At 52.7% G+C, this 24,806-nt stretch carries 22 protein-coding genes and 1 pseudogene; 8 read left to right on the top strand and 15 right to left on the bottom strand.

The genetic code is table 11. The features are described 5' to 3' along the window. The first annotated feature begins 627 nt into the window (after positions 1-627). Positions 628-918, top strand: a complete 291-nt coding sequence (srfN, locus tag ACLJR2_RS00870) for a DUF1471 family virulence protein SrfN (RefSeq protein WP_000745961.1) — start codon at positions 628-630, stop codon at positions 916-918. Positions 919-1,141: 223 nt separating this feature from the next. On the opposite strand, the gene ACLJR2_RS00875 is transcribed toward srfN, so the two are convergent. The 8 genes and pseudogenes from ACLJR2_RS00875 to ACLJR2_RS00910 all read right to left on the bottom strand — a co-directional run bounded on the left by ACLJR2_RS00875 (position 1,142) and on the right by ACLJR2_RS00910 (position 6,998). Then, positions 1,142-1,558 carry a hypothetical protein gene (locus tag ACLJR2_RS00875; RefSeq protein ID WP_000802643.1) on the bottom strand — a complete coding sequence of 139 codons (417 nt, stop codon included), beginning with the start codon at positions 1,556-1,558 and terminating at the stop codon, positions 1,142-1,144. Positions 1,559-1,723: 165 nt separating this feature from the next. Further along, positions 1,724-1,818: pseudogene (locus ACLJR2_RS00880) on the bottom strand (glutathione-regulated potassium-efflux system ancillary protein KefF); the annotation flags it as partial. Between the two features lie 26 nt (positions 1,819-1,844). Further along, positions 1,845-2,075, bottom strand: a complete 231-nt coding sequence (locus ACLJR2_RS00885; protein ID WP_001172089.1) for a YgdI/YgdR family lipoprotein — start codon at positions 2,073-2,075, stop codon at positions 1,845-1,847. An 88-nt stretch (positions 2,076-2,163) separates the two neighbouring features. After that, a complete protein-coding gene (locus ACLJR2_RS00890) occupies positions 2,164-3,504 on the bottom strand; it encodes an MFS transporter (RefSeq protein ID WP_001187057.1) in 1,341 nt (446 codons plus the stop codon). 146 nt (positions 3,505-3,650) lie between these two features. Further along, entirely contained in the window at positions 3,651-3,938 is a 288-nt protein-coding gene (fixX, locus tag ACLJR2_RS00895) for a ferredoxin-like protein FixX (protein ID WP_000203736.1), read from the bottom strand. After that, a complete protein-coding gene (locus ACLJR2_RS00900) occupies positions 3,935-5,221 on the bottom strand; it encodes an FAD-dependent oxidoreductase (protein WP_001287773.1) in 1,287 nt (428 codons plus the stop codon). Before ACLJR2_RS00900 ends, fixX begins: the two co-directional genes overlap by 4 nt. Positions 5,222-5,270: 49 nt before the next feature. Beyond that, positions 5,271-6,212, bottom strand: coding sequence for an electron transfer flavoprotein subunit alpha/FixB family protein (locus ACLJR2_RS00905; protein ID WP_001032197.1), 942 nt, complete (start codon positions 6,210-6,212; stop codon positions 5,271-5,273). Between the two features lie 15 nt (positions 6,213-6,227). Beyond that, positions 6,228-6,998, bottom strand: coding sequence for an electron transfer flavoprotein FixA (locus ACLJR2_RS00910; protein WP_000692197.1), 771 nt, complete (start codon positions 6,996-6,998; stop codon positions 6,228-6,230). A 480-nt stretch (positions 6,999-7,478) separates the two neighbouring features. Here ACLJR2_RS00910 and caiT point away from each other — a divergent pair, with 480 nt between their 5' ends. From caiT to caiE, 6 genes are all read left to right on the top strand, one after another. Beyond that, positions 7,479-8,996, top strand: coding sequence for an L-carnitine/gamma-butyrobetaine antiporter (gene caiT, locus ACLJR2_RS00915; protein ID WP_000787073.1), 1,518 nt, complete (start codon positions 7,479-7,481; stop codon positions 8,994-8,996). Positions 8,997-9,030: 34 nt separating this feature from the next. Then, positions 9,031-10,173 (top strand): crotonobetainyl-CoA dehydrogenase, encoded by a 1,143-nt coding sequence (gene caiA, locus ACLJR2_RS00920; RefSeq protein ID WP_000347134.1) that lies wholly within the window; start codon positions 9,031-9,033, stop codon positions 10,171-10,173. A gap of 111 nt (positions 10,174-10,284) precedes the next feature. Beyond that, positions 10,285-11,502 (top strand): L-carnitine CoA-transferase, encoded by a 1,218-nt coding sequence (gene caiB, locus ACLJR2_RS00925; protein ID WP_001016207.1) that lies wholly within the window; start codon positions 10,285-10,287, stop codon positions 11,500-11,502. A gap of 62 nt (positions 11,503-11,564) precedes the next feature. After that, on the top strand, positions 11,565-13,118 hold the full coding sequence (gene caiC / locus ACLJR2_RS00930) for a crotonobetaine/carnitine-CoA ligase (RefSeq protein ID WP_000355797.1): 1,554 nt from the start codon (positions 11,565-11,567) through the stop codon (positions 13,116-13,118). A 53-nt stretch (positions 13,119-13,171) separates the two neighbouring features. Then, a complete protein-coding gene (gene caiD, locus ACLJR2_RS00935) occupies positions 13,172-13,957 on the top strand; it encodes a crotonobetainyl-CoA hydratase (RefSeq protein ID WP_000004383.1) in 786 nt (261 codons plus the stop codon). Between the two features lie 108 nt (positions 13,958-14,065). After that, positions 14,066-14,662 carry a carnitine operon protein CaiE gene (caiE, locus tag ACLJR2_RS00940; protein ID WP_000122864.1) on the top strand — a complete coding sequence of 199 codons (597 nt, stop codon included), beginning with the start codon at positions 14,066-14,068 and terminating at the stop codon, positions 14,660-14,662. Positions 14,663-14,739: 77 nt separating this feature from the next. On the opposite strand, the gene caiF is transcribed toward caiE, so the two are convergent. The 3 genes from caiF to carA all read right to left on the bottom strand — a co-directional run bounded on the left by caiF (position 14,740) and on the right by carA (position 19,803). Next, positions 14,740-15,135, bottom strand: coding sequence for a carnitine metabolism transcriptional regulator CaiF (gene caiF / locus ACLJR2_RS00945; RefSeq protein ID WP_000333324.1), 396 nt, complete (start codon positions 15,133-15,135; stop codon positions 14,740-14,742). A 273-nt stretch (positions 15,136-15,408) separates the two neighbouring features. Continuing rightward, complete coding sequence (gene carB / locus ACLJR2_RS00950) at positions 15,409-18,636, bottom strand: carbamoyl-phosphate synthase large subunit (protein ID WP_001126316.1); 3,228 nt, start codon at positions 18,634-18,636, stop codon at positions 15,409-15,411. A gap of 18 nt (positions 18,637-18,654) precedes the next feature. Then, entirely contained in the window at positions 18,655-19,803 is a 1,149-nt protein-coding gene (carA, locus tag ACLJR2_RS00955; RefSeq protein WP_000597272.1) for a glutamine-hydrolyzing carbamoyl-phosphate synthase small subunit, read from the bottom strand. A 636-nt stretch (positions 19,804-20,439) separates the two neighbouring features. Between carA and ACLJR2_RS00960 the strand changes: the two genes are divergently transcribed. Next, positions 20,440-20,715 carry a hypothetical protein gene (locus tag ACLJR2_RS00960; protein ID WP_001534402.1) on the top strand — a complete coding sequence of 92 codons (276 nt, stop codon included), beginning with the start codon at positions 20,440-20,442 and terminating at the stop codon, positions 20,713-20,715. A gap of 127 nt (positions 20,716-20,842) precedes the next feature. Here ACLJR2_RS00960 and dapB read toward each other — a convergent pair whose 3' ends face one another. The 4 genes from dapB to citF form a co-directional block, all read right to left on the bottom strand. Then, the gene (gene dapB, locus ACLJR2_RS00965) at positions 20,843-21,664 is read right to left on the bottom strand and encodes a 4-hydroxy-tetrahydrodipicolinate reductase (protein ID WP_000544032.1); all 822 of its coding nucleotides are present in this window, start codon (positions 21,662-21,664) and stop codon (positions 20,843-20,845) included. 179 nt (positions 21,665-21,843) lie between these two features. Then, on the bottom strand, positions 21,844-22,752 hold the full coding sequence (citG, locus tag ACLJR2_RS00970; RefSeq protein WP_001103238.1) for a triphosphoribosyl-dephospho-CoA synthase CitG: 909 nt from the start codon (positions 22,750-22,752) through the stop codon (positions 21,844-21,846). After that, complete coding sequence (gene citX, locus ACLJR2_RS00975) at positions 22,730-23,281, bottom strand: citrate lyase holo-[acyl-carrier protein] synthase (RefSeq protein WP_000679050.1); 552 nt, start codon at positions 23,279-23,281, stop codon at positions 22,730-22,732. Before citX ends, citG begins: the two co-directional genes overlap by 23 nt. Further along, a complete protein-coding gene (gene citF / locus ACLJR2_RS00980; protein WP_000665569.1) occupies positions 23,281-24,801 on the bottom strand; it encodes a citrate lyase subunit alpha in 1,521 nt (506 codons plus the stop codon). The genes citX and citF overlap by 1 nt, the downstream gene beginning before the upstream one ends. Between the last annotated feature and the right edge of the window lie 5 nt (positions 24,802-24,806).

The raw sequence follows: 24,806 nt of genomic DNA on the forward strand, positions 1-24,806 counted from the left end.
TTTCCCTTCAACTACGGTGATTACCCTATGCCGCTACAATAAAATCGCCCCGAAAGAAACACTATCAGTAACAGGCCGCGCAACCATAGACATACAACCGGTAATATCACTCTGGGAAATTAAAACATAACTCAATTCTGTTATGTTGCTTATGAATAAAACTAGCGTATTGCCGCGTGATTCAATAAAAATTACGCCATTAAAAGAAATAATATAAAAACTATTATTTACAGGGGGTTAAGTTTCTTTTTAGCTGGCAGTGTATTATTTTACATTGACAACAACATAAAGAGGTGACTATAACAAGATATAAGACGGTCACACCAAATAAGGCTATTTTCAGATAATCAACCGAGGTTATTACCCAAAATAATTCGAGTTGCTTAAAGGCGGCAAGGGAGTGAGTCCCCAGGAGCATAGATAATTATGTGACTGAGGTGAGCGACAAATTTGCCGGGAGCAGATTTGAACGTCGCGTGCGACGGCCCGTCAGGGCGAGGCCCATGGGTGGGCCGAGTAATCCGTAGCCAACCCATAAGCAACCTGAAGTATGAAGGGGATAAATAATTTCGTTACGGATTACTGATATTGCGCAAACCTTATCATCAATGCAACAGGAACAGAACTATGAAAAAACGCATTATTGCCGCCGCATTACTGGCAACGGTTGCTTCATTCAGCACACTTGCGGCAGAGCAGGTCTCTAAGCAAGAAATCAGCCACTTCAAACTGGTTAAGGTCGGCACCATAAATGTGTCCCAGAGTGGCGGGCAGATTTCCTCACCCTCTGATCTACGCGAAAAACTGTCAGAATTAGCCGATGCGAAAGGCGGAAAATATTACCATATTATCGCTGCACGTGAGCATGGTCCGAATTTTGAAGCCGTTGCCGAAGTTTATAACGATGCGACGAAATAATGCTCTGATTGCGCCATAACGATGGCACTGGCATGAAATAATAAGAGAGCGCCAGCAAGGTGCCATGTTACGTCACAATCCACTCAGGGCCGTCTGGAAACAGATGCTGGCCCTCTTTTTTATCAACAGTTCATCCGGGGCTGGCAAGCCGTTGGAATGTGCGCGCGCAGGCAGTAAGCCCTTCGTGAATAAGACGGTTTTGCGGGCTGTTTTAAGATGATGTTTAATGCGCTTTTACCTGCCTGAACCAGTAATTTTCCATTTTCGTTATCCATTTCCCCTTTTTATTTTTCGGTATTACGCCAGCCCAAAGTAATTGCAGCTGTCGGTTATAGGTTCCAATAGCGTGTCCACCATACGCCCCTTCAAATGCTATCACCATGGGTCCCTGCCCTTTTACCCCCTCTTGTCCTTCATGGCAATAAAGCGCGTTGCGGTGAGTCACGTCAAGTTCATACTGCACGTTCAGTTTCACACATTTTTCCCCGCAGCTTTCTACTGGCGGCGATATTGTCATGGTATAAGGCGGGTTATCTGCCGTGGTTTTCCATGTTCCGATCAGGTCTTTGCAGACGTTTATCTCCGTAGCCCCGGAGGCGGCAGAAAATAGCGCGAGCAAATAAAAAGGTATTGGTTTCATTACAGACTCCTGTTCCTTATACCTCATCATTTATACCTAATCATAAGGATAAATGCCCTGCGATATGTTTTTTTTCCGGGAAATGTTGAGCCGCTGTTCAGAGAAATGTCGATGAATGTAACCTCATGTAAGCGGACAGCGCGGTGGGGAAAGCGGGAACACGGGCGAACGTATTTCGACGTTTTCCGGCGTCCCTGCCTGTTCAGGCATCCGTTTATTCGCATGGGAATAAATGGATGCGCATAAAGAGAGAATATTATTGAGCGGCTAACCAGAAAAAATTGAATTAATTATCCAGCTCGCTCATATTTTTCAGCTGATCGCGGTTAATCTGTTCGGTTTTCCCGGTGGCGGCGTTTTTGTAAGACACCATACCGGTATCGTTATCGACCTCGGGTTTCCCGTCGGTGACAATAGTTTTGCCATCCGTGGTTTCAACCGCCTGGTTAGAAGAGCATCCTGCGACGGTGAATAGTGTTGCTGCGGTAAACAGTGCGGTCATAAGACGTTTTTGCATGGTGTTCTCCCTGCTTTTCAGTTGTTTTAGCATGTGACTGTTAACTGTAGCGTTATTGGCGAAAAGCAGGGAGAAATGCAGAACACTCTTAACGAGGGTTATCCGATGGCGTTCCGCGCAAAGTCATGTTTCCGGTCTGTGTTAGCGTCAAGCCGCGGGTTTCCGGGGCAAACATCACCGATACGCCAAGCCCGACTAACGAAATCAACGCGCCAATCAGCATGACGTTATTAATACCGTAACGAGTAATAAAAATCGGTAATGCCCAGGTGGAGACAATGGTTCCGATGCGGCTTAATGACATGATGACCCCTACGGCCGAAGCGCGAATATCCGTCGGGAAGAGTTCATTAGGATAAAGCCATTGCAGTATGCCCGGTCCGCCGGAAAAGAAGGCGTATACCGCAAACGCCACCACGACCAGTATGATGCCCAGATTTGACACCAGCCCCAGCAGCGCCAGCGCGATAGTCATCATGGCGAAGCTGCCAATAAGCAGAGGGCGACGGCCAATACTGTTTAGCCAGAACATCGCCGGTATACAGCCCAGCATAAAAAAGAGGCTAATGACCACATTGCCGAGCGCCGCGTTGCGCCCCTGCTCCCAGCCGAGTAACCCGACGATCTGCGGCCCAAAGGTATAGATAGCGAACATCGGGATCACCTGACAGGTCCAGATAGCCGCAACGAACAGTACAAACGGGAAATGACGGCGGTTAAACAGCTGCAGGAAGCGGGTCTCCTGCGGCGGCTCATCGTCAAAGCAGACCGGTTCGCCGAACAGTTTGATCATCATTTGTTCGCACTCTTTTACCCGTCCTTTTCGCAATAGCCAGCGTGGCGATTCCGGCAGGTCAAAGCGGCCAATCAAAATGATTAAGCACGGGATAAAGGCGCTGCCAAGCATCCAGCGCCAGCCGCCTTCCATGTCATACAGCCAGTAGCCCACCAGGTTGGCGCAGGTCGCGCCGACGTACCACATCGCGGCGATAAAACCGATAGAGAACGCGCGCTGGCGGGTGTTGGAAAACTCCGTAATCATGGAAGTGGCGATAGGGTAATCCGCGCCGATAACAATGCCAATTAAAACGCGCATCACCAGCAATTCAAGCGGCGTGGAAACAAACATGGTCGCCACGGAGATAACACCGATAGCGATAATATCAAGCAGGAACATTTTACGCCGCCCGACTTTATCGCAAATATAGCCAAACAACGAGGTGCCGATAAACAGTCCGGCAAGCGTAGCCGCACCGAGCGCGCCAATCCATTCAGCATCAAGGTGCAATAGCGGCGTCAGTTGTTCCAGCGCCACGCCAATGATCACCAGCACGTAGCCATCAAGGAACGGGCCGCCGCTTCCCCACAGCATAATTCTGCGATGAATGGAGGAGAATTTAAGGTCATCAAAGTTCCTGGGCTGCTGCATGGTGATGTCCTGTGTCAACACGGGCAAAGCGCATCTGTAGGCCGGATAAGGCGTTTCCGCCGCCATCCGGCATTGGCGCCACATGATTGCCGGATGGTGACGCTACCGCATCTTATCCGGCCTACGGGGGCACAACTTCGTACTTATTAGCCGTAGCGGAACTCCACGCCAAACGTCCCGCGTGGGTATTCCCATTTCTCCAGCGCCGTATCAAGGCCGAGGATCCGGCACGTTCCGCACTCCAGGCACCCGGCGTAATCAAAACGAACGCTACCGTCGTCCTGCTTTTTATACAGTCCCGCCGGACAGGCCTTAATCAGCACCTCCAGCGCCTGTTTATCAGGATCGGTTTTGAGAATGATGTGCGGGCTATCTTCATCCACATTGAACTTATTGACGCCCAGTTTGACGTCCACATTAACGGGAGATGTCATAATACGGTCACTCCTTTCAGGCCATCTTTCATCAGGTTGATGAAGCCCACTTTCTTCGCATGGCGCAGGATTTTTTTACGCATCGGCACCGGCGCGGAGCCATCCACGGTGAACAGGTCGCGCGCGATATTGACCGCCATTTCGGGATAGGCGGTAAACATGCGGGGATTATCAAGAAAAGCCGGTAGTTTCTGATACATGCGCATATCGCGCATCGGACCTTCGTCCAGATGCTGACGGTATTCCCCCAGCGATTGCTTGCTAAAATCGTCGCGCTTCATCGCCGAAAGCACCGTCTTCGCCGCCGCTTCGCCTGCGGATATGGCAAGATCCATACCACGGATGGTAAAGCCGAGGTTCATACACATGCCGGCAGCATCCCCGGCAATCAGTACGCCATCGCCCACCAGTTCAGGCTGCATATTCATTCCCGCCTCGGGTACAACGTGCGCGGCATATTCCACCAGCTTGCCACCGGCGATCAGCGGCGCAACTGCCGGATGCTGTTTGAAATCTTCCAGCATTTGCGGGACCGATTTTTTCGCGTCTTTCAGATGATGAAGACCGCAGACCAGCCCCAGGGAAAGGGTTGTTTCATTCGTATACAGGAAGCCACCGCCCATCAGACCATCGGTTGGCGCCCCGGCAAACAGACAGGCGGCACCTTCGTTGCCCTGTAACTGGAAACGATCTTCAATGACCGACTTCGGCAATTCGATCAGTTCCTTCACACCGACGGCAACATGCGATGCCTCAACACGCTTGGCCATGCCCAGCTTTTCAGCCAGCAGAGAATTCACCCCATCAGCGAGAATTACGACTTTGGCTTCCAGAATATCGCCATCGGCTTCCACACCCACGACTTTGCCATCACGCTGAACGACATTATCGACGCGAATACCGGTGATCAGCTGCGCCCCCGCCTCTTCGGCCTGCTCCATCAGCCAGGCGTCAAATTTACTGCGTAAGACGGAATAGGAAACCTGCGACGCTGAAGCATCTTCACCATTGCAGTAGTCGATAGTCATCGCCCCGTTGTCGGTCATAAAGGCGAGTTTTTCGTGGGTGATCATGCGTTCAATGGGGGCCTGATCCGCAAAGCCGGGAATGATGCGTTCCAGGCTATGTGCATACAAACGCCCACCGGTGACATTCTTCGCGCCAGCAGAATTGCCACGCTCGATAACCAGCACCTGTGCACCTTCGCGAGCAAGCACCAGCGCCGCAACCGAACCGGCCAGACCTGCACCCACGATGATGGCATCAAAGATATCTTCGGACATACGTACTCCTGTCAGCGGCAGGATACCTTCGCATCCTGCCCGAAATGGTTTATCGCGCTAAGGCAGCCGTCAGCGCAGGCAGGATCTTCAGCGCATCGCCAACGATGCCAAAATCTGCATACTGGAAGATTGGCGCGTTTTTATCTTTGTTGATGGCGAAAATCGTCTGCGCGCCGTTGGCACCAACCATGTGTTGGATCTGCCCGGAGATCCCCACCGCCAGATACAGCTCAGGCTTGAGCATCAGGTTGGAGATACCGACGTAGCGCTCGTGCTCCATCCACTTCTCGTTTTCCGCCACCGGGCGAGAGCAGGCTAGCTCGGCGCCAATCGTCTGGCACAGCGCTTCGGCCAGCGAGATATTCTCTTTGCTGCCGATGCCGCGTCCCACGCTGACCACCAGACGCGCTTTGTCGAGGTCAACGCTGTTGCTCTGACGCGCCTGGGTTGCGGTGCGGGTCACGGTAATGGCCGGAGCCTGCCACTGCACGGTATGCATCTCGCCGCTGCGAGATGCATCCGGTTGTTGTGCGTCAAACGTTCCGCTGCTGAGCGTGATCACGGCAAACGGCGAAGCGATGGTTTCTGCCCCTATCGCCAGACCGCCGTAGACCATATGTTTAACCGCCGCTTTTCCATCCTGCAGGGCGACTTCGCTGGCATCGTTGGAAACCGCAGCCGACAAGCGATAGCCCAGCTTTGCCGCCAACAGCTTGCCCCGACGCGTATTCGGCAGCAGCACCGCGCCGCCCTCGCTATGCTGACGAATAGTCTCAGCCATCGCAGCAGCGTAGTCTTCGATCATGCGGTCTTCTGGTTTGCCGCTGAGCAGCCAGACATGATCCGCGCCCAAATGACATGCTGTCGCGCTGTCTGCTTCGTTCAGTACGAACGCGTTAACTTTTTCACCTACAGCCTGCGCGCCACTCATCAGTTCGGGCAGACGAGAAGGGGTATCGCTGAATACCCAGACACTGGAAAATTTGTTCATAACATCCCCTGATAATTAAATGATTTTGCGCAGATTCTCGACAAACGCGGCGATTTGTTCTTCACCGTCACCTTCAATCACCACACGCTGACGCTCGCGCTGCTTCGGTGCGGCAACCTGTTGTGCGGAATACGCGGGTACGCTGTTCAGCCCGATATCCGCAGGCGACCAGACCTGAACCGGTTTTTTCGCCGCGCCAAGAATGGCTTTCATCGAAGGGATTTGTGGGGTGTTAATGTCGGTGGAAACCGCGATCACCGCCGGGAGCGGGATGCTCAGCGTTTCAACTTCATCTTCCAGTTCGCGTTCTACTGTCAATGTGCTGTCGGTAAGAGAGAGGATTTTACTCACGCCGTTAATCGCCGGAATGTTCAGCGCTTCGCCCACCAGCAAACCAACCTGCTGAGCATAAAGATCGGAAGAACCGTCGCCGCAGATAAGCAGATCGAAACCTGATTTTTGCGCCGCGGCGGCCAGCGCGCTGGCAGTTTGTTGCGGCAGCGCCTGCTCAAATTGATCGTCAATGACCACAATCAGTTCATCAGGACCACGAGAGAGGACATCTTTGCGCCCTTTTGCATTAGTCAGCGCTTTGCCGCCAACGCTCATGGCGACAACCTGAACGTCTCCCAACTGCTGTTTTAACTGGCAAGCAGCTTCAATTGCATTCAGATCATATTGGCTGATTTTGCTATCCGCTTTGCTGAAATCGAGTGTTCCGTCAGCATTATTAATCGCAATATCCTGCTCATCAGGTACGCATTTGTAGCAAGTAATTATCTTCATTGCATCTCCAGAAATCATGAAGGAAACGTATTTATATCGGCGGTGTTAAATACAGATATCACGCTCTTTAATTCGGAAATAAAACCTTAATCACCAATATTGAAAATGTCACACATTGATATTCGTAACTTTCAATAGTGTTACGCACCTCACCAATATTGAAAGAAATATGCCAAATATGAAAATTTTCAATATTGTTTGCTGGCTCAACAATATTGAACGTCAGATACTTAAAAAAGTTAAAAAACCACAACCAACCAATTGATAAATAAAGCAAAAATCAAAATTTAGACACAAAATAATCAACGCAAAAAAGTGTGACACAGATAACAGAATCACCCGAAGTGAATACCCATCATGAGTTACTCATTGAGGCGTCCCAGAGGTTAAAAACTTATCAACAAATCATTAATAATAAATAAACAAACGTTCATGGACTGGCACGCTAAATAAATTTCGTTTTCACACTGGAATTCACTTATGAAAAATGAAAAGAAAAAATCGGGAATTGAACCGAAGGTTTTTTTTCCGCCATTAATAATTGTCGGGATACTTTGCTGGCTAACAGTCAGAGATCTTGATGCCGCTAACGTCGTTATTAATGCGGTATTCAGTTATGTCACCAACGTCTGGGGTTGGGCATTTGAATGGTATATGGTCGTCATGCTCTTCGGCTGGTTCTGGCTGGTTTTTGGCCCCTATGCCAAAAAGAGATTAGGTGACGAAAAACCGGAGTTTAGCACCGCCAGCTGGATTTTCATGATGTTCGCCTCCTGTACATCCGCTGCGGTTCTGTTCTGGGGCTCTATTGAGATCTACTACTATATTTCCACCCCGCCGTTCGGCCTGGAACCCAATTCCACGGGCGCGAAAGAGATAGGCCTGGCGTACAGCCTGTTCCACTGGGGGCCGCTGCCGTGGGCAACCTATAGCTTCCTTTCCGTGGCCTTCGCCTACTTCTTCTTTGTACGCAAGATGGATGTCATCCGCCCCAGCTCCACGCTGGTACCGCTCGTCGGTGAAAAGCATGCGAAAGGGCTGTTCGGTACCATCGTCGATAACTTCTACCTGGTGGCGCTGATCTTCGCGATGGGCACCAGCCTCGGTCTGGCTACCCCGCTGGTCACCGAGTGTATGCAATGGCTGTTCGGTATTCCGCATACGCTGCAACTCGACGCCATCATCATTACCTGCTGGATCATTCTGAACGCGATTTGCGTGGCCTGCGGCCTGCAAAAAGGGGTCAGAATCGCCAGCGATGTGCGTAGCTACCTGAGCTTCCTGATGCTCGGCTGGGTGTTTATCGTCAGCGGCGCCAGCTTCATCATGAACTACTTCACCGACTCCGTCGGGATGCTGTTAATGCACCTGCCACGGATGCTATTCTATACCGACGCCATCGGTAAAGGCGGCTTCCCACAGGGCTGGACTGTTTTCTACTGGGCGTGGTGGGTTATTTACGCCATCCAGATGAGTATCTTCCTGGCCCGTATTTCCCGTGGTCGTACCGTACGTGAACTGTGCTTCGGGATGGTGATGGGTCTGACCGCGTCTACCTGGATCCTGTGGACAGTCCTTGGCAGCAACACGCTGCTGCTGATGGATAAAAACATCCTCAACATTCCGCAACTCATTGAGCAACACGGCGTGGCGCGCGCCATTATCGAAACCTGGGCCGCCTTGCCGCTGAGCACCGCCACCATGTGGGGCTTCTTCATCCTCTGCTTTATTGCCACCGTCACGCTGATTAACGCCTGCTCTTACACCCTGGCGATGTCGACCTGTCGCGAAGTTCGCGATGGTGAAGAGCCGCCTCTGTTAGTGCGTATCGGCTGGTCAGTGCTGGTCGGCATCATCGGTATCGTTCTGCTGGCGCTGGGTGGGTTGAAGCCGATTCAGACCGCGATTATCGCCGGAGGATGTCCGCTGTTCTTCGTCAACATTATGGTGACGCTGTCCTTTATTAAAGACGCCAAAGTGCACTGGAAAGACAAGTAATTCTTATTAACCCAATTGATCAAGAGGCTGAAAGATGGATTTCAACTTAAATGACGAACAGGAGCTGTTTGTCGCCGGTATTCGCGAACTGATGGCCAGTGAGAACTGGGAAGCTTATTTTGCCGAGTGCGATCGTGACAGCGTCTACCCTGAGCGTTTTGTAAAAGCGCTGGCGGATATGGGTATTGATAGCCTGCTGATCCCGGAGGAACACGGCGGTCTGGAAGCGGGTTTTGTTACCGTCGCCGCCGTCTGGATGGAGCTGGGACGTCTTGGCGCACCAACTTACGTGTTGTACCAATTGCCGGGAGGTTTTAACACTTTCCTGCGTGAAGGAACTCAGGAGCAAATTGATAAAATCATGGCGTTCCGGGGCACCGGTAAGCAGATGTGGAACTCTGCTATCACTGAACCGGGAGCGGGATCGGATGTTGGTAGTCTGAAAACCACTTATACACGCAAAAATGGTAAGGTTTATCTCAATGGCAGTAAGTGCTTTATCACCAGTAGCGCCTATACCCCGTACATCGTGGTCATGGCGAGAGACGGTGCATCGCCGGATAAACCGGTTTACACCGAGTGGTTTGTGGACATGAGCAAAGCAGGTATCAAGGTCAACAAACTGGAGAAACTCGGTCTGCGCATGGATAGCTGCTGTGAAATCACCTTTGACGACGTTGAACTGGACGAAAAAGACATGTTCGGTCGGGAAGGTAACGGCTTCAACCGCGTGAAAGAAGAGTTTGACCATGAGCGCTTCCTCGTCGCGCTGACCAACTACGGTACCGCAATGTGCGCTTTTGAAGACGCTGCGCGTTACGCGAATCAGCGCGTGCAGTTTGGTGAAGCTATTGGCCGTTTCCAGCTGATTCAGGAGAAGTTTGCGCATATGGCGATCAAACTGAACTCCATGAAAAATATGCTGCTGGAAGCCGCGTGGAAAGCAGATAACGGCACTATTACCTCCGGCGACGCGGCAATGTGCAAATACTTCTGCGCCAACGCCGCGTTTGAAGTGGTAGACACCGCCATGCAGGTACTGGGAGGTGTTGGTATCGCGGGCAACCACCGCATCACGCGTTTCTGGCGTGACCTGCGCGTTGACCGTGTTTCTGGTGGTTCTGACGAAATGCAGATCCTGACGTTGGGTCGTGCGGTACTCAAGCAATACCGCTAATCGATCCCTTGTAGGCCTGATAAGACGCGGGGCGTCGCCATCAGGCAATCATGCCGGATGGCGCTGTGCTTATCCGGCCTACATACCGCAAAAAATGCCAGGAGAAAAATGATGAATCATTTACCAATGCCAACCTTTGGCCCGCTTGCTGGGGTACGCGTTGTTTTTTCAGGAATCGAAATCGCCGGTCCATTCGCCGGACAGATGTTCGCCGAATGGGGCGCCGAGGTTATCTGGATTGAAAACGTCGCATGGGCCGATACCATCCGCGTACAGCCTAACTACCCGCAGCTCTCACGCCGCAACCTGCACGCCCTGTCGCTGAATATTTTCAAAGATGAAGGTCGGGAAGCGTTTCTGAAATTGATGGAAACCACCGATATTTTCATTGAAGCCAGTAAAGGTCCGGCCTTTGCCCGCCGCGGTATTACCGATGAAGTGCTGTGGGAACATAACCCGAAACTGGTTATCGCCCACCTTTCCGGCTTCGGCCAGTTTGGTACCGAGGAGTACACCAATCTTCCGGCGTATAACACCATCGCGCAGGCATTCAGTGGTTATCTGATCCAAAACGGCGACGTTGATCAGCCGATGCCAGCCTTCCCGTATACCGCCGATTACTTCTCCGGGATGACCGCGACGACAGCCGCGCTGGCGGCCCTGCACAAAGTACGCGAAACGGGTAAAGGTGAAAGCATCGATATCGCCATGTACGAAGTGATGCTGCGCATGGGTCAGTATTTCATGATGGACTACTTCAACGGCGGCGAAATCTGTCCACGTATGACGAAAGGGAAAGACCCCTACTACGCCGGTTGCGGCCTGTATAAATGCGCCGATGGTTACATCGTCATGGAGTTGGTCGGCATCACGCAAATCAACGAGTGTTTTAAAGATATTGGCCTGGCCCACATTCTCGGTACGCCGGAAGTTCCGGAAGGCACGCAGCTCATCCATCGCGTGGAATGCCCTTACGGCCCGCTCGTCGAAGAGAAACTGGACGCCTGGCTGGCAACACACACCATCGCCGACGTTCAGGCGCGTTTTGCTGAGCTGAATATCGCCTGTGCGAAGGTACTCACCATTCCGGAACTGGAAGGTAATCCGCAGTACGTTGCCCGCGAATCGATTACTCAGTGGCAAACAATGGACGGCCGCACCTGTAAGGGGCCGAACATCATGCCGAAATTTAAAAACAACCCGGGGAAAATCTGGCGTGGCATGCCGTCACACGGCATGGATACCGCCGCCATTCTGAAAAACATTGGTTATAGCGAAGCAGATATTAAGGAACTGGTCGGCAAAGGCCTGGCCAAAGTTGAGGATTAAACGCGATGCGCTAATCGGTTTTCCGGTTAGCGCTCACGCCTGATTTCAGTGGATAAAGCAATATGGATATCGTTGGCGGACAAAACTTACGTCAGATGTGGGACGACCTGGCCGGGGTGTACGGAGATAAAACGGCGTTAATTTTCGAATCCTGTGAGGGAATCGTTCGGCAGTTTAGCTATGCTTCGCTCAATGAAGAGATTAACCGCACGGCGAACCTTTTTTATTCCTTAGGGATCCGCAAGGGTGATAGGGTCGCGCTGCATCTGGATAACTGTCCGGAATTCATCTTTTGCTGGTTTGGACTGGCAAAAATCGGCGCCATTATGGTGCCGATTAATGCCCGCTTACTGGGCGAAGAAAGCGCCTGGATCCTGCAAAACAGCCAGGCGAGCCTGCTGGTTACCAGCGCCCAGTTTTATCCTATGTACCGTGAAATACGCCAGGACAATAGCACTCCGCTTAATCATATCTGTCTGATTGGCGAGCAGCTTCCGGCTGACGATGGCGTGAGCCACTTTTCCCAACTGCAAGCACGCCAGTCGGCCACGCTGTGCTATACGCCCGTGTTATCCACTGACGATACGGCGGAAATTCTGTTTACCTCCGGTACCACCTCGCGTCCAAAAGGGGTGGTGATTACCCACTATAACCTGCGTTTTGCAGGCTACTACTCTGCCTGGCAAATCGCCCTGCGCGATGATGACGTGTACATGACGGTGATGCCCGCGTTTCATATCGACTGCCAGTGTACCGCCGCAATGCCAGCCTTTTCCGCCGGCAGCACCTTTGTGCTGCTAGAGAAGTACAGCGCCAGGGCCTTCTGGGATCAGGTACGTAAATATCAGGCGACGGTGACCGAGTGCATCCCGATGATGATCCGCACGCTGATGGTCCAGCCCGCCGCACCAACGGACAGGCAGCATCACCTGCGCGAAGTGATGTTCTATCTCAATTTATCCGAGCAGGAAAAAGACGATTTTACCGAACGCTTTGGCGTCAGGCTGCTGACCTCTTATGGTATGACTGAAACCATTGTCGGAATTATTGGCGACCGTCCCGGAGACAAACGGCGCTGGCCTTCCATTGGTCGCGTGGGTTTTAGCTATGAAGCTGAAATTCGCGACGATCAAAATCGCCCGCTGCCCGCCGGAGAAATTGGCGAAATCTGTATTAAAGGCATCCCCGGCAAGACTATCTTCAAAGAGTATTACATGCAGCCGGAGGCAACCGCCAGGGCGCTGGAACCTGAGGGCTGGTTACATACCGGTGATTCGGGTTACCAGGATGAGGATGGCTATTTCTATTTTGTCGACAGACGCTGCAACATGATTAAACGCGGCGGGGAAAATGTCTCCTGCGTCGAGCTGGAAAATATTATTTCTGCGCATCCGAAAATTCAGGACATTGTGGTGGTTGGTATTAAAGACGCGATCCGTGATGAGGCCATTAAAGCGTTTATCGTCCTTAATGAAGGTGAAACATTAAGCGAAGCCGAGTTTTTCAGCTTTTGCGAAAACAATATGGCGAAATTCAAGGTTCCCTCTTTTATGGAGATCAGAACCGACCTGCCACGCAACTGTTCAGGAAAAATAATCAAAAAAAATCTGAAATAAACCTTCCGGCAGGAATCCCTCCCGCCGGGAAACTATTTATCTGGAGATGAACTATGAGTGAGTCATTACATCTGACCCGTAACGGCCCGATCCTGGAAATTACCCTCGACCGACCTAAAGCGAATGCCATTGACGCCAAAACCAGCTTTGCAATGGGTGAAGCTTTTCTTAATTTCCGTGACGATCCGGAATTACGCGTAGCAATCATTACCGGCGGCGGGGAGAAATTCTTTTCTGCTGGCTGGGACTTAAAAGCGGCAGCGGAAGGTGAAGCGCCGGATGCCGATTTTGGTCCCGGCGGCTTTGCTGGTTTAACCGAAATATTTGACCTCGATAAGCCGGTTATCGCCGCGGTGAACGGCTACGCGTTTGGCGGCGGTTTTGAGCTGGCGCTGGCGGCGGACTTTATTGTCTGCGCCGAAAACGCCAGTTTCGCGCTGCCGGAAGCAAAGCTCGGCATCGTGCCTGACAGCGGCGGCGTATTGCGTCTGCCTAAGCTGCTGCCACCGGCTATCGTCAACGAAATGGTAATGACCGGCAGACGAATGAGCGCCGAAGAAGCGCTGCGTTGGGGAGTCGTGAACCGCGTTGTCAGCCAGAGCGAACTGATGGATAGCGCGCGCGAACTGGCGCAACAACTGGTCAATAGCGCCCCGCTGGCTATCGCGGCGCTGAAAGAGATTTATCGCGCGACCAGCGAAATGCCGGTAGAAGAAGGCTACCGCTACATCCGCAGCGGCGTGCTGAAGCATTATCCGTCGGTACTGCATTCAGAAGATGCGCTCGAAGGACCGCAGGCATTTGCCGAAAAACGCGATCCGGTGTGGAAAGGTCGTTAATGTGACTATGCCGGATGGCGCTTCGCTCATCCGGCCTACAGCACATGCGCAACCGTAGGCCGGATAAGGTGTTTACGCCGCCATCCAGCAAAAAACCGAGGTACAACTATGAGCTATTACGCCTTTGAAGGACTGATCCCGGTGGTACATCCGGACGCGTTTGTCCATCCCAGCGCCGTGCTGATTGGCGATGTCATCGTGGGCGCCGGTGTTTATATTGGCCCACTCGCGTCATTGCGTGGGGATTATGGTCGCCTGATCCTGGAGGCAGGCTCTAATCTGCAGGATGGCTGCATTATGCATGGCTACTGCGATACCGATACCATCGTGCATGAAAACGGCCATATCGGCCACGGCGCTATTCTACATGGCTGCGTGGTGGGACGGGACGCCCTGGTCGGCATGAATAGCGTCATTATGGACGGCGCAGTGATTGGCGAAGAGAGCATTGTCGCCGCCATGAGTTTTGTCAAAGCCGGATTTCAGGGTGAGGCAAGGCAACTGCTGGTGGGATCACCGGCGCGCGTACTACGCCAGGTTACGGACCAGGAGCTGCACTGGAAACGCCTCAATACCAAAGAATATCAGGATCTTGCGGTCCGTTGTCGAACGGGGTTATCTGAAACGAAGCCGTTAACGCAGGTCGAAGAAAACCGGCCACGCCTGAAAGGCACGACGGACGTGAAGCCAAAATCAGCACAGTAATTGATGCCGGATGCGCTCACGCTTATCCGGCCTACGCGTCAATTACCGTTTACCCCGCCAACAGGTTAAACAGACAATTAGCGACGCATACTCTTGGAGAGCATCATCTGCCATTTCTGCTCACGGTTTAGCTCTGTGGGGGGAACGGCAGACAGCCGCGGCGCTTTCGCCACGCTCACTTTTCTTTCCTGCAAATTATGATTCAATCGGCGATAGAGTTGAGAGTCGATACTCACGACTTTCACCAGACGCTGGCACTGGCAGCCTCGTCCTGCAATTTGGTTAGGGATCATCTTCACTTCACAAACAATTTCCCCCACTTCTGACAGAATATAGGAGAGCGTATTAATTGCTTTGCAATGTTCAATATCAAATTGACGGGAAATCTCCCTGGCAGTGATCCATCGGTTCTCTGCCATCATCCAGTCAGCAATTAACAAATAAAGCGGTCTTTCAACATATTTTTCACACATAAGCACACCATTTCACAAATTAAAAATCTGGCTACGGCCTGTCCAAACTAATAAAAACTAAGCCATATTAAAATTGTGGATATGCAAGATAGTATGCGACTTAAATATTGATTAGTGTGAGCAATATCGTGCTTATTACATTGAAAATGTGGTTACGGAAACGGACTTCTCCAGGAATGACCTTACGCAAGATAAAAAAAGGGTTTCTTTACAGAAACCCTTTCAACATTATATTACAGGTCCGGTTAGAGCAATATCCGCCGGACCCTTTGTTTACGACTTTTTGATCTGCGCGTGCATTTCCTGCACCGAGGTTACCTTCTCGGTGGCATCGGCATTGAGCGCCATCGTCGTGGCAAAACCGCCGTTCAGCGTGGTGTCATAATGCACTTTATACTGCAGCGCGCTGCGGCGAATCACCCTGGAGTCTTCAATCGCGCGGCGGCCTGCGGTGGTGTTGATGATGTAGGTATATTCGCCATTCTTGATACGGTCCTGAATGTGCGGACGACCTTCGTGCACCTTGTTCACCAGACGCGGGTTGATACCGGCTTCGCCCAGCACAATCGCGGTACCGTGGGTGGCATCCAGCTCAAAGCCCTGTTTCAGCAGCTTGGCGGCGAGATCCACCACGCGCTCTTTGTCGCCTTCGCGGACGGAGAGCAGCGCACGGCCCTGTTTCTTCATGGTGGAGTTACTGCCCAGCTGCGCCTTAGCGAACGCTTCCGCGAAGGTACGGCCGACGCCCATCACTTCCCCAGTGGAGCGCATTTCTGGCCCTAACAGCGGGTCAACGCCCGGGAATTTGTTAAACGGCAGCACCACTTCTTTCACCGAGTAGTACGGCGGGATAATTTCTTTGGTCACGCCCTGCTCGGTCAGCGATTTGCCGGCCATCACGCGCGCCGCCACTTTCGCCAGCGGCACGCCGGTGGCTTTAGAGACGAACGGTACGGTACGCGCCGCACGCGGGTTGACTTCAATCAGGTAGACTTCGTTGTCCTTGACCGCAAACTGCACGTTCATCAGGCCGCGCACCTGCAACTCGAAGGCCAGCTTCTGCACCTGCTGGCGCATCACGTCCTGAATTTCCTGGCTCAGCGTGTAGGCCGGCAGGGAACAGGCGGAGTCGCCGGAGTGTACGCCCGCCTGCTCAATGTGCTCCATAATGCCGCCAATCAGCACCATTTCGCCGTCGCAGATAGCGTCCACGTCCACTTCAACCGCGTCATCAAGGAAGCGGTCCAGCAGCACCGGCGCATCGTTAGAGACGCTGACCGCCGTCTGGAAGTAGCGACGCAGATCGGCTTCGTCATAGACAATTTCCATCGCCCGACCGCCCAGCACGTAAGAAGGACGTACCACCAGCGGGTAGCCGATCTCTTTCGCTTTTTCGACAGCCTGTTCAATGGCGGTGACGGTGGCGTTGGCCGGTTGCTTCAGCTTCAAACGGTCAACCGCATGCTGGAAGCGTTCACGGTCTTCCGCACGGTCGATGGCGTCCGGGCTGGTGCCGATAACCGGCACGCCTGCCGCTTCCAGCGCGCGCGCCAGCTTCAGTGGAGTCTGGCCGCCGTACTGCACGATAACGCCTTTCGGCTTCTCGATGCGCACGATTTCCAGCACGTCTTCCAGCGTCACCGGCTCGAAGTACAGACGGTCGGAAGTGTCGTAGTCGGTAGAGACGGTTTCCGGGTTACAGTTGACCATAATAGTCTCATAACCGTCTTCGCGCAGCGCCAGCGAGGCATGGACGCAGCAGTAGTCAAACTCGATGCCCTGGCCGATACGGTTCGGGCCGCCGCCGAGGACCATGATTTTATCGCGATCAACGGACGGGTTCGCTTCGCACTCATCTTCATAAGTGGAGTACATGTAGGCGGTATCGGTGGCGAATTCCGCCGCGCAGGTATCCACACGCTTGTAGACCGGATGCAGGTTGTATTGGTCACGCAGCTTGCGGATTTCCGCTTCACGCACGCCCGCCAGTTTCGCCAGACGCGCATCGGCAAAACCTTTACGCTTGAGCTGACGCAGGAAGTCGGCGTTGAGACCAGTAATCCCGACTTCAGCGACTTTCTCTTCCAGACGCACCAGCTCTTCAATTTGCACCAGGAACCAGCGGTCAATGTTGGTCAGGTTGAACACGCCATCCACAGACAAGCCTGCGCGGAAAGCATCGGCGATGTACCAGATACGATCAGCGCCCGCATCTTTCAGCTCGCGGCGGATTTTGGTCAGCGCTTCCGGGTCGTCGAGGCTGACTTTCGGGTCGAAACCGGTGGCGCCCACTTCCAGGCCGCGCAGCGCTTTTTGCAGGGATTCCTGCTGCGTGCGGCCAATCGCCATCACTTCACCAACCGATTTCATCTGGGTGGTCAGACGGTCGTTGGCACCGGCAAATTTCTCGAAGTTAAAGCGCGGAATTTTGGTGACAACGTAGTCAATAGACGGCTCAAACGACGCCGGCGTACGCCCGCCGGTGATATCGTTCATCAGCTCGTCAAGGGTGTAACCCACCGCCAGTTTGGCGGCCACTTTGGCAATCGGGAAGCCGGTGGCTTTCGACGCCAGCGCCGAGGAGCGGGAGACGCGCGGGTTCATTTCGATAACGATCAGACGACCGTTTTTCGGGTTCACTGCGAACTGGACGTTAGAACCGCCGGTTTCGACGCCGATTTCACGCAGTACCGCCATCGAGGCGTTACGCATGATTTGGTATTCTTTGTCGGTCAGCGTCTGTGCCGGGGCCACGGTGATCGAGTCCCCAGTATGGATACCCATTGCGTCGAAGTTTTCGATAGAACAGACGATGATGCAGTTGTCGTTTTTATCACGCACCACTTCCATCTCGTACTCTTTCCAGCCGATCAGCGATTCATCAATCAGCAGCTCGTTGGTTGGCGAGAGGTCCAGACCGCGTTCGCAGATTTCTTCGAACTCTTCACGGTTGTAAGCGATACCGCCGCCGGTGCCACCCATAGTAAAGGACGGACGAATAATGCACGGGAAGCCCACGTCAGCGGCAACCGCCAGCGCTTCTTCCATAGTGTGCGCGATACCGGAACGCGCGGTGTCGAGACCAATTTTCTTCATCGCGATATCGAAGCGACGACGGTCTTCGGCTTTATCAATGGCGTCGGCGGTGGCACCAATCATGGTGACGCCGAACTCTTCGAGCACGCCCTGCCGCTCCAGCTCCAGCGCGCAGTTCAGCGCCGTCTGGCCGCCCATGGTCGGCAGCACCGCATCCGGACGCTCTTTTTCGATGATTTTGCGTACCACTTCCCAGTGAATCGGCTCGATGTAGGTGGCATCAGCCATTTCCGGGTCGGTCATGATGGTGGCCGGGTTGGAGTTCACCAGAATAACGCGGTAGCCCTCTTCGCGCAGGGCCTTACACGCCTGAGCGCCGGAGTAGTCAAACTCACACGCCTGACCGATAACAATCGGGCCCGCGCCCAGAATCAGGATGCTTTTTATATCTGTACGTTTTGGCATGGCTCTTATTACTCCTGATTATTTCGCGGACTGACGGTATTGCTCAATAAGCTCGATAAAGTGGTCGAACAGCGGCGCCGCATCGTGCGGGCCCGGGCTCGCCTCCGGGTGTCCCTGGAAGCTGAACGCCGGTTTGTCGGTACGATGAATACCCTGCAGGGTGCCGTCGAACAGCGACTTGTGGGTCACGCGCAGGTTGGCTGGCAGCGAGTCTTCATCCACCGCAAAGCCGTGGTTCTGCGCGGTGATCATTACCACGTTTCTGTCCATATCTTTTACCGGATGGTTGCCGCCGTGATGGCCGAACTTCATCTTAACGGTCTTCGCACCGCTCGCCAGCGCCAGCAGCTGATGGCCGAGACAGATGCCGAACACAGGAATGTCGGTCTGGAGGAATTTCTCAATCGCCTCGATGGCGTAGTCGCACGGTGCCGGGTCGCCAGGGCCGTTCGACAGGAAGATGCCGTCCGGATTCATTTTCAGCACCTCTTCAGCAGAGGTCTGCGCTGGCACCACCGTCAGGCGGCAGCCGCGATCCACCAGCATACGTAGAATGTTGCGCTTGGCGCCAAAATCGTAGGCCACCACGTGGAACGGCAGGTCATCCTCAGATTTCGCTTCCGGTAAACCGTCTTTCAGCGTCCAGCTACCCTGCGTCCAGCGGTAGGTTTCCGCCGTGGTCACTTCTTTCGCCAGATCCATACCGTTCAGTCCAGGAAATGCTTTCGCTTTTTCCAGCGCCAGCTTCGCATCCGGGCTATCGCCTGCAATGATGCAGCCGTTCTGTGCGCCTTTCTCACGCAGCAGTCGGGTCAGCTTGCGGGTATCGATATCGGCAATCGCCACGATGTTATGGCGTTTGAGGTAAGAAGAGAGGTCTTCTGTGTTACGGAAGTTGCTGGCAATCAACGGCAGATCGCGAATCACTAAACCTTGCGCATGAACCTGAGAAGATTCTTCATCGGCTTCATTGGTGCCGACATTACCAATATGGGGATAAGTAAGAGTGACGATTTGGCGGGAATAGGAAGGATCAGTGAGGATTTCTTGATAACCGGTCATTGAAGTATTGAAAACGACTTCCCCAACCGCCGAACCCGTTGCCCCAATGGCCCGACCGTGAAACTGGGTTCCGTCTTCCAGAACCAATAGCGCTGACTTAATCAAAACACCCTCCAGAGAATATTCACTCACTTTATTTGCATATTAATTCATTCAGTCAGTATGAAGCAATGCAAATTTGCTTACCCGTGGATTTCTGGCAAACGGCGGCATTCTGAAGTTAAGCCGGATAAAAGTCAACTTAAAGAGGGTATTTTTTATGTTATTTTGCACATTATAAGGGAGTTATTCTGTTTAAGAGGCAAAAAGATCAACTAAGTGACGATAGAAAACGCTTGCGCTTCCTTGAGTTCGCAAAAAACTGGCTGGCATGATAAAAAGTGGACCAAATGGTCAAATTTCACATTAAAACAACAAAAAACAACGATAAAAATTCATTTAATAGTCATCAACACCATTAAATGCATAAAAATTCAAAATTAAGCAAATTAACAACAAAAACATTTTAAAAATCAATATATTAAAAATATAAAAAACAAATCAAATGCATTATAAAATCAACAAAAACAGCAAATTAATACAATGTAATAACAATTACAATCGCGATATAAAGATCCAGCTTCTTTTTCTTTAAGACTAGCGCATACGATTGGACCACAACCAGCCTCACTACAGCATAAAAAAGCCAACCTATTGAAACAAAAGAGATAAAACGCCCCCGTGGAACAGCACTACCCCCCGATGGATATCAGTCTTATCAGTCTGGTCGAGGTGCATTTTGCATACGGTAAGCCGCTGCGGCTGAATATGACTAATGTCAGTTCAGGCAGTAATTTTTTCCTGTTGAACGTAATGACCCGTACCGATGCGCCCGAAGGGCTAATTAACCGTATTTATCGTAATGGCAATTACGTCACGCAAATGGATGCCGTTGGCCCGGATGTCTTTAAACTGACTATTCTTAACGCGAAAACAACGTCAGAACATGTCGTGGGCGAAGAAACTGTCGAAACATGAATGGCGAAAGGCGTTATTTATCTGACCGAATAACCGGGGGGCAAAAAAACAAAAGGGCAATAATATATTGCCCTTTGTAATCAATTAATCTTGATTACCACAACCACATCACGAAGGTATTTAGTCGCTATAATACATCCAGCCCCAGCACATCCCGCATGTCAAATAGCCCATTTTTCTTCGTTTTTAGCCATAACGCCGATCGCAGCGCGCCATTTGCAAACGTCATGCGGCTGGAAGCTTTATGCGTAATCTCTACGCGCTCGCCAATATCGGCAAACATCGCGGTATGTTCGCCGACGATGTCGCCCGCGCGTACGGTCGCAAAGCCAATCGTGCCCGGTACGCGCTCGCCGGTATAACCTTCACGCGAGTAGACCGCGCAGTCCTTCAGATTTTTATCCAGCGCCCCGGCGATTGCCTCGCCCATTGCCAGCGCCGTACCCGACGGTGCATCCACTTTATGGCGGTGGTGCGCTTCAATAATTTCAATATCGCTATAGTCGCCCATTACCTTCGCGGCTTTCTCCAGCAGCTTGAGCATGACGTTAACGCCGACGCTAAAGTTTGCGGCGAAAACGATCGCAATCTCTTGCGACGCCTCGCGAATGGCCTGTTTACCGGCGTCGTCAAAGCCGGTAGTACCAATCACCATCCCTTTACCATGCTGGCGGCAAAACGCCAGATGCGTCAACGTGCCTTCCGGACGGGTAAAATCGATGAAAACGTCAAAATCATCTTTTACCGCCTCAAGGCTGCTTTGAACGATCACGCCGGACTTTCCCGCCCCCGCCAGTTCGCCAGCATCGCTGCCCAGCAAGGAAGAGCCTTCGCGCTCCAGCGCGGCACCCAGCTGAACACCTTCCATCGCCATGGCGGCCTGGATTAACTGCCGTCCCATGCGGCCACCGGCGCCGGCAATGGCGACGCGGATTTGTGCTTCATGCATAGCTATTCTCTTTTGTAAAAATTGCGTAAACCGTTTTCAGAGTAACCAGCGCGCCCGGAGGCCGCCATCTAAAATCGCCGATAATTAGAAATTAATGATAAACAGGGAGCGATATCAGTAAAAGACATGATTCATCCCGCAGGATGAATCATTGCTGGAGAGAATGAAAGAAGAGAAACTTACTCAGGATAGAGGGAACCGGCAGGAAAATGACTTAAAAACCAGGTCACTGCCAGTAAATCCGCGCTACCGCCAGGGCTTAAGTTACGCAGGATGAGTTCATCATCGAGGGACTGCATCGCTTCAATGCCCCCCTCAACCAATACGCCCCCTTGCCACAACAATTTTTGTGCCTGCTGCTGCACGTAGTAAAGCCCTTCCAGGCCTCCCCGTGACACCAGATTGGTATCATCATTCCACGCCATCAGATGCAACAATGTTTGCAGCAGGGCAAGATGGGTATCGTCATGCTCCTGCACGACCCGGTTAAACACCGGCAAAGCCTGCGTTCTGACGGTTCGAAAACCGCTTTCCGCTTCTCCCCGCGCGCCCGACAGGCCATAACACTGGAAATGGGTTTCACTCTTTGTCAGTTTTCCCGCTTTTTTTGCTGAGAGCTCGTGGGCAACAATATTCCGACTCAGGCGGGCAACCTGGTCGCAGATACGATTTTGCTCCAACGGTTCTCCCCGCGCGAGAAGTCGGCCAATCGCTGCGCTCAGCAGGCCAAAAGCGAAAATCGCCCCGCGATGGGTATTCACACCATTGGTCGCCTGTAGCATATCGTTCTCACAGGCCATCCCCAGCGGACGCAGCATCACCAGGACATTTTCTGCCGCCAGCGCCGCCGTGTTGTTGCCCATGATAAAAAACTTTTCCATCCATGGAGCAATGGCGGTAGTGCTACGTTCAAATGCCGCCAGATCCATATCCCTATGCGCTCCCGAATTACGAATATCGACCAGACCGGGTTTTGGTGTCAGCCTGGCTTCCGTCAGCAGCGCTCTTGCAACCAACCCATTAAGTTCGCCAGCCGCCAGCGATGAGTACGCTGGCGTACGCCGTTCAGTCACAACGCTCACGTTCATAGCATTCAATCCTTCGTGCAATTTCATCCAACAAAAGGTCAAGGGTGTGATGCTTGCCCCGGGCACAGAGATGAGCATCCTGCTGGCATATCAAACATGGCCGGGCAGGATGCCCGAGTTCACGGCGTGATAGCGACTTACCGTCGCTATCAATAATGTCGATGTCCCAAAGCCGCCCTAACGGATGGCTCATCTCTAGTGTCGACATGTGCTGTTTCAACGCCATTGCCGGCGCACAGACCGCTGCCATCCATTCCGGGCCGCTGCGTTCATTTACCTGCATTTCCCAGACGTTGACCCACTCCTTCTGTTCGCAAAGCGCCAGTATTTCGGCAATTGCGTAATCGGCGACACGCCGCCAGACCGCTGAGTTTTTAACGGCGCCCGGTGCAACCAGCGTGAGGGAAATCAACGGTAGCCGATAGCAGTTCAACGCCTGACGCTGCCTGGCGGCACGTTTATCGCGCGCTTGTAGCATCTCCTCCAGCGTAACTGCCTGGCCCTGGTACAGCAGGTCTGTGCCCTTCATCAGCCTTTAACCTGGCGAATCACGTCAATCACTGAACCGTCGCGATAACGCACCACAGCCACCACCCGATCGGTAAACTCAATCGGCTGCGGTTTACCGGTCAGTTGCTCAGCGCGCTGTTGCAGTTGTTCGATGGTCATCAGCGCCACACCCGCAGCACGCAGATTATCAATCAGATCCTGACGTACAGGGTTCACCGCAATACCATGGTCGGTAACCAGCACATCAACACTTGCCCCTGGCGTGACGGTAGTCAGCACTTTTTCCACCACGCACGGAATTCGGCCACGGACCAGCGGTGCAGTAATAATGGTGAGATCGGCCCCTGCTGCCGTATCGCTATGGCCGCCCGATGCGCCACGCAGTACGCCGTTTGAACCGGTCATCACGTTAACGTTGAAATTCACGTCAATTTCCAGTGCGCTCAGCATCACCACATTCAGGCGTTCGCATGCCGCGCCTTTAGAGGCGGGGTTCGCGTATTGATTGGTTGAGATTTCAATATGATGTGGATTCTGCGCCAGCGAACGGGCTGCATCGCCATCGAATGATTGCGTATCCAGCAGCGCTTTGATCAATCCTTTCTCATGCAGATCCACCATGGTGCCGGTGATCCCGCCCAGGCCAAAACTCGCCGTAATGTTGTGGCGACGCATTTTGTCTTCGAGGAAGCGACTAACCGCCAGAGAAGCACCACCGGTACCGGTTTGCAGCGAGAAACCGTCACAAAAATAGCCCGAGTGTTCGATCACATTGGCCGCCTGCCGGGCGATCAACAGTTCACGCGGGTTGCTGGACAGACGAATCGCGCCCGCAGTGATCTTTTCCGGATCCCCTACCTCATCCACTTGCACGATCAAATCAACCTGATCCTGCGCGATACTGGCCGGATAATTGGGGAACTCGACCCACTCTTCAGTCAAGAGCACCACACATTTAGCGTACTGCGCATCAACCTGCGCATACCCCAAAGAGCCGCAGCGTGACTTGCCGCTAAAGCCGTTAGCATTACCAAATTCATCGCAGCACGGCACGCCGAGGAAAGCGACATCAATATTCAGCTCACCGCTCTGAATTAGTTTTACGCGGCCGCCGTGAGAGTGGATCTGTACCGGGTTTTCCATCAGGCCAGCGGAGATCTCTTCCCCTAACTTGCCGCGCAGTCCGGAGGTGTAAATCTGCCGCACCACGCCATTTTTAATGTGTTCGATAAGCGGCCAGTGGGCATCAATTAATGAGCTGGAGGCAAGCGTCAGATCGCGGAATCCCATTTCCGCCAGCTTCGCCATCACCATATTGACAACTTTGTCGCCACCACGAAACGCATGGTGGAAGGATATCGTCATGCCATTTTTAAGCCCGGAACGACGGATAGCCTCTTCAAGCGAGTCACAAATTTTACGCCGACGCTTTTCCGTTTCACTGGCAAGCCACGGGCTGTTCGCTGTTACCCCCTGGTAGGGCTGTAATCCTTCCGGTACGACATATTGCTGGTTGAGCATGGTTACAGTCTCTTTCATGGTTC

Origin of the sequence: Salmonella sp. SAL03688 (genome assembly GCF_046551895.1) — a bacterium.
Classification (GTDB): domain Bacteria; phylum Pseudomonadota; class Gammaproteobacteria; order Enterobacterales; family Enterobacteriaceae; genus Salmonella; species Salmonella enterica.

What these genes read in the sequence shown, in the direction of transcription:
- srfN (WP_000745961.1), top strand. Translation starts at nt 628, where the DNA reads ATGAAAAAACGCATTATTGCCGCCGCATTACTGGCAACGGTTGCTTCA.
- ACLJR2_RS00875 (WP_000802643.1), bottom strand. Translation starts at nt 1,558, where the DNA reads ATGAAACCAATACCTTTTTATTTGCTCGCGCTATTTTCTGCCGCCTCC.
- ACLJR2_RS00885 (WP_001172089.1), bottom strand. Translation starts at nt 2,075, where the DNA reads ATGCAAAAACGTCTTATGACCGCACTGTTTACCGCAGCAACACTATTC.
- ACLJR2_RS00890 (WP_001187057.1), bottom strand. Translation starts at nt 3,504, where the DNA reads ATGCAGCAGCCCAGGAACTTTGATGACCTTAAATTCTCCTCCATTCAT.
- fixX (WP_000203736.1), bottom strand. Translation starts at nt 3,938, where the DNA reads ATGACATCTCCCGTTAATGTGGACGTCAAACTGGGCGTCAATAAGTTC.
- ACLJR2_RS00900 (WP_001287773.1), bottom strand. Translation starts at nt 5,221, where the DNA reads ATGTCCGAAGATATCTTTGATGCCATCATCGTGGGTGCAGGTCTGGCC.
- ACLJR2_RS00905 (WP_001032197.1), bottom strand. Translation starts at nt 6,212, where the DNA reads ATGAACAAATTTTCCAGTGTCTGGGTATTCAGCGATACCCCTTCTCGT.
- ACLJR2_RS00910 (WP_000692197.1), bottom strand. Translation starts at nt 6,998, where the DNA reads ATGAAGATAATTACTTGCTACAAATGCGTACCTGATGAGCAGGATATT.
- caiT (WP_000787073.1), top strand. Translation starts at nt 7,479, where the DNA reads ATGAAAAATGAAAAGAAAAAATCGGGAATTGAACCGAAGGTTTTTTTT.
- caiA (WP_000347134.1), top strand. Translation starts at nt 9,031, where the DNA reads ATGGATTTCAACTTAAATGACGAACAGGAGCTGTTTGTCGCCGGTATT.
- caiB (WP_001016207.1), top strand. Translation starts at nt 10,285, where the DNA reads ATGAATCATTTACCAATGCCAACCTTTGGCCCGCTTGCTGGGGTACGC.
- caiC (WP_000355797.1), top strand. Translation starts at nt 11,565, where the DNA reads ATGGATATCGTTGGCGGACAAAACTTACGTCAGATGTGGGACGACCTG.
- caiD (WP_000004383.1), top strand. Translation starts at nt 13,172, where the DNA reads ATGAGTGAGTCATTACATCTGACCCGTAACGGCCCGATCCTGGAAATT.
- caiE (WP_000122864.1), top strand. Translation starts at nt 14,066, where the DNA reads ATGAGCTATTACGCCTTTGAAGGACTGATCCCGGTGGTACATCCGGAC.
- caiF (WP_000333324.1), bottom strand. Translation starts at nt 15,135, where the DNA reads ATGTGTGAAAAATATGTTGAAAGACCGCTTTATTTGTTAATTGCTGAC.
- carB (WP_001126316.1), bottom strand. Translation starts at nt 18,636, where the DNA reads ATGCCAAAACGTACAGATATAAAAAGCATCCTGATTCTGGGCGCGGGC.
- ACLJR2_RS00960 (WP_001534402.1), top strand. Translation starts at nt 20,440, where the DNA reads ATGGATATCAGTCTTATCAGTCTGGTCGAGGTGCATTTTGCATACGGT.
- dapB (WP_000544032.1), bottom strand. Translation starts at nt 21,664, where the DNA reads ATGCATGAAGCACAAATCCGCGTCGCCATTGCCGGCGCCGGTGGCCGC.
- citG (WP_001103238.1), bottom strand. Translation starts at nt 22,752, where the DNA reads ATGAACGTGAGCGTTGTGACTGAACGGCGTACGCCAGCGTACTCATCG.
- citX (WP_000679050.1), bottom strand. Translation starts at nt 23,281, where the DNA reads ATGAAGGGCACAGACCTGCTGTACCAGGGCCAGGCAGTTACGCTGGAG.
- citF (WP_000665569.1), bottom strand. Translation starts at nt 24,801, where the DNA reads ATGAAAGAGACTGTAACCATGCTCAACCAGCAATATGTCGTACCGGAA.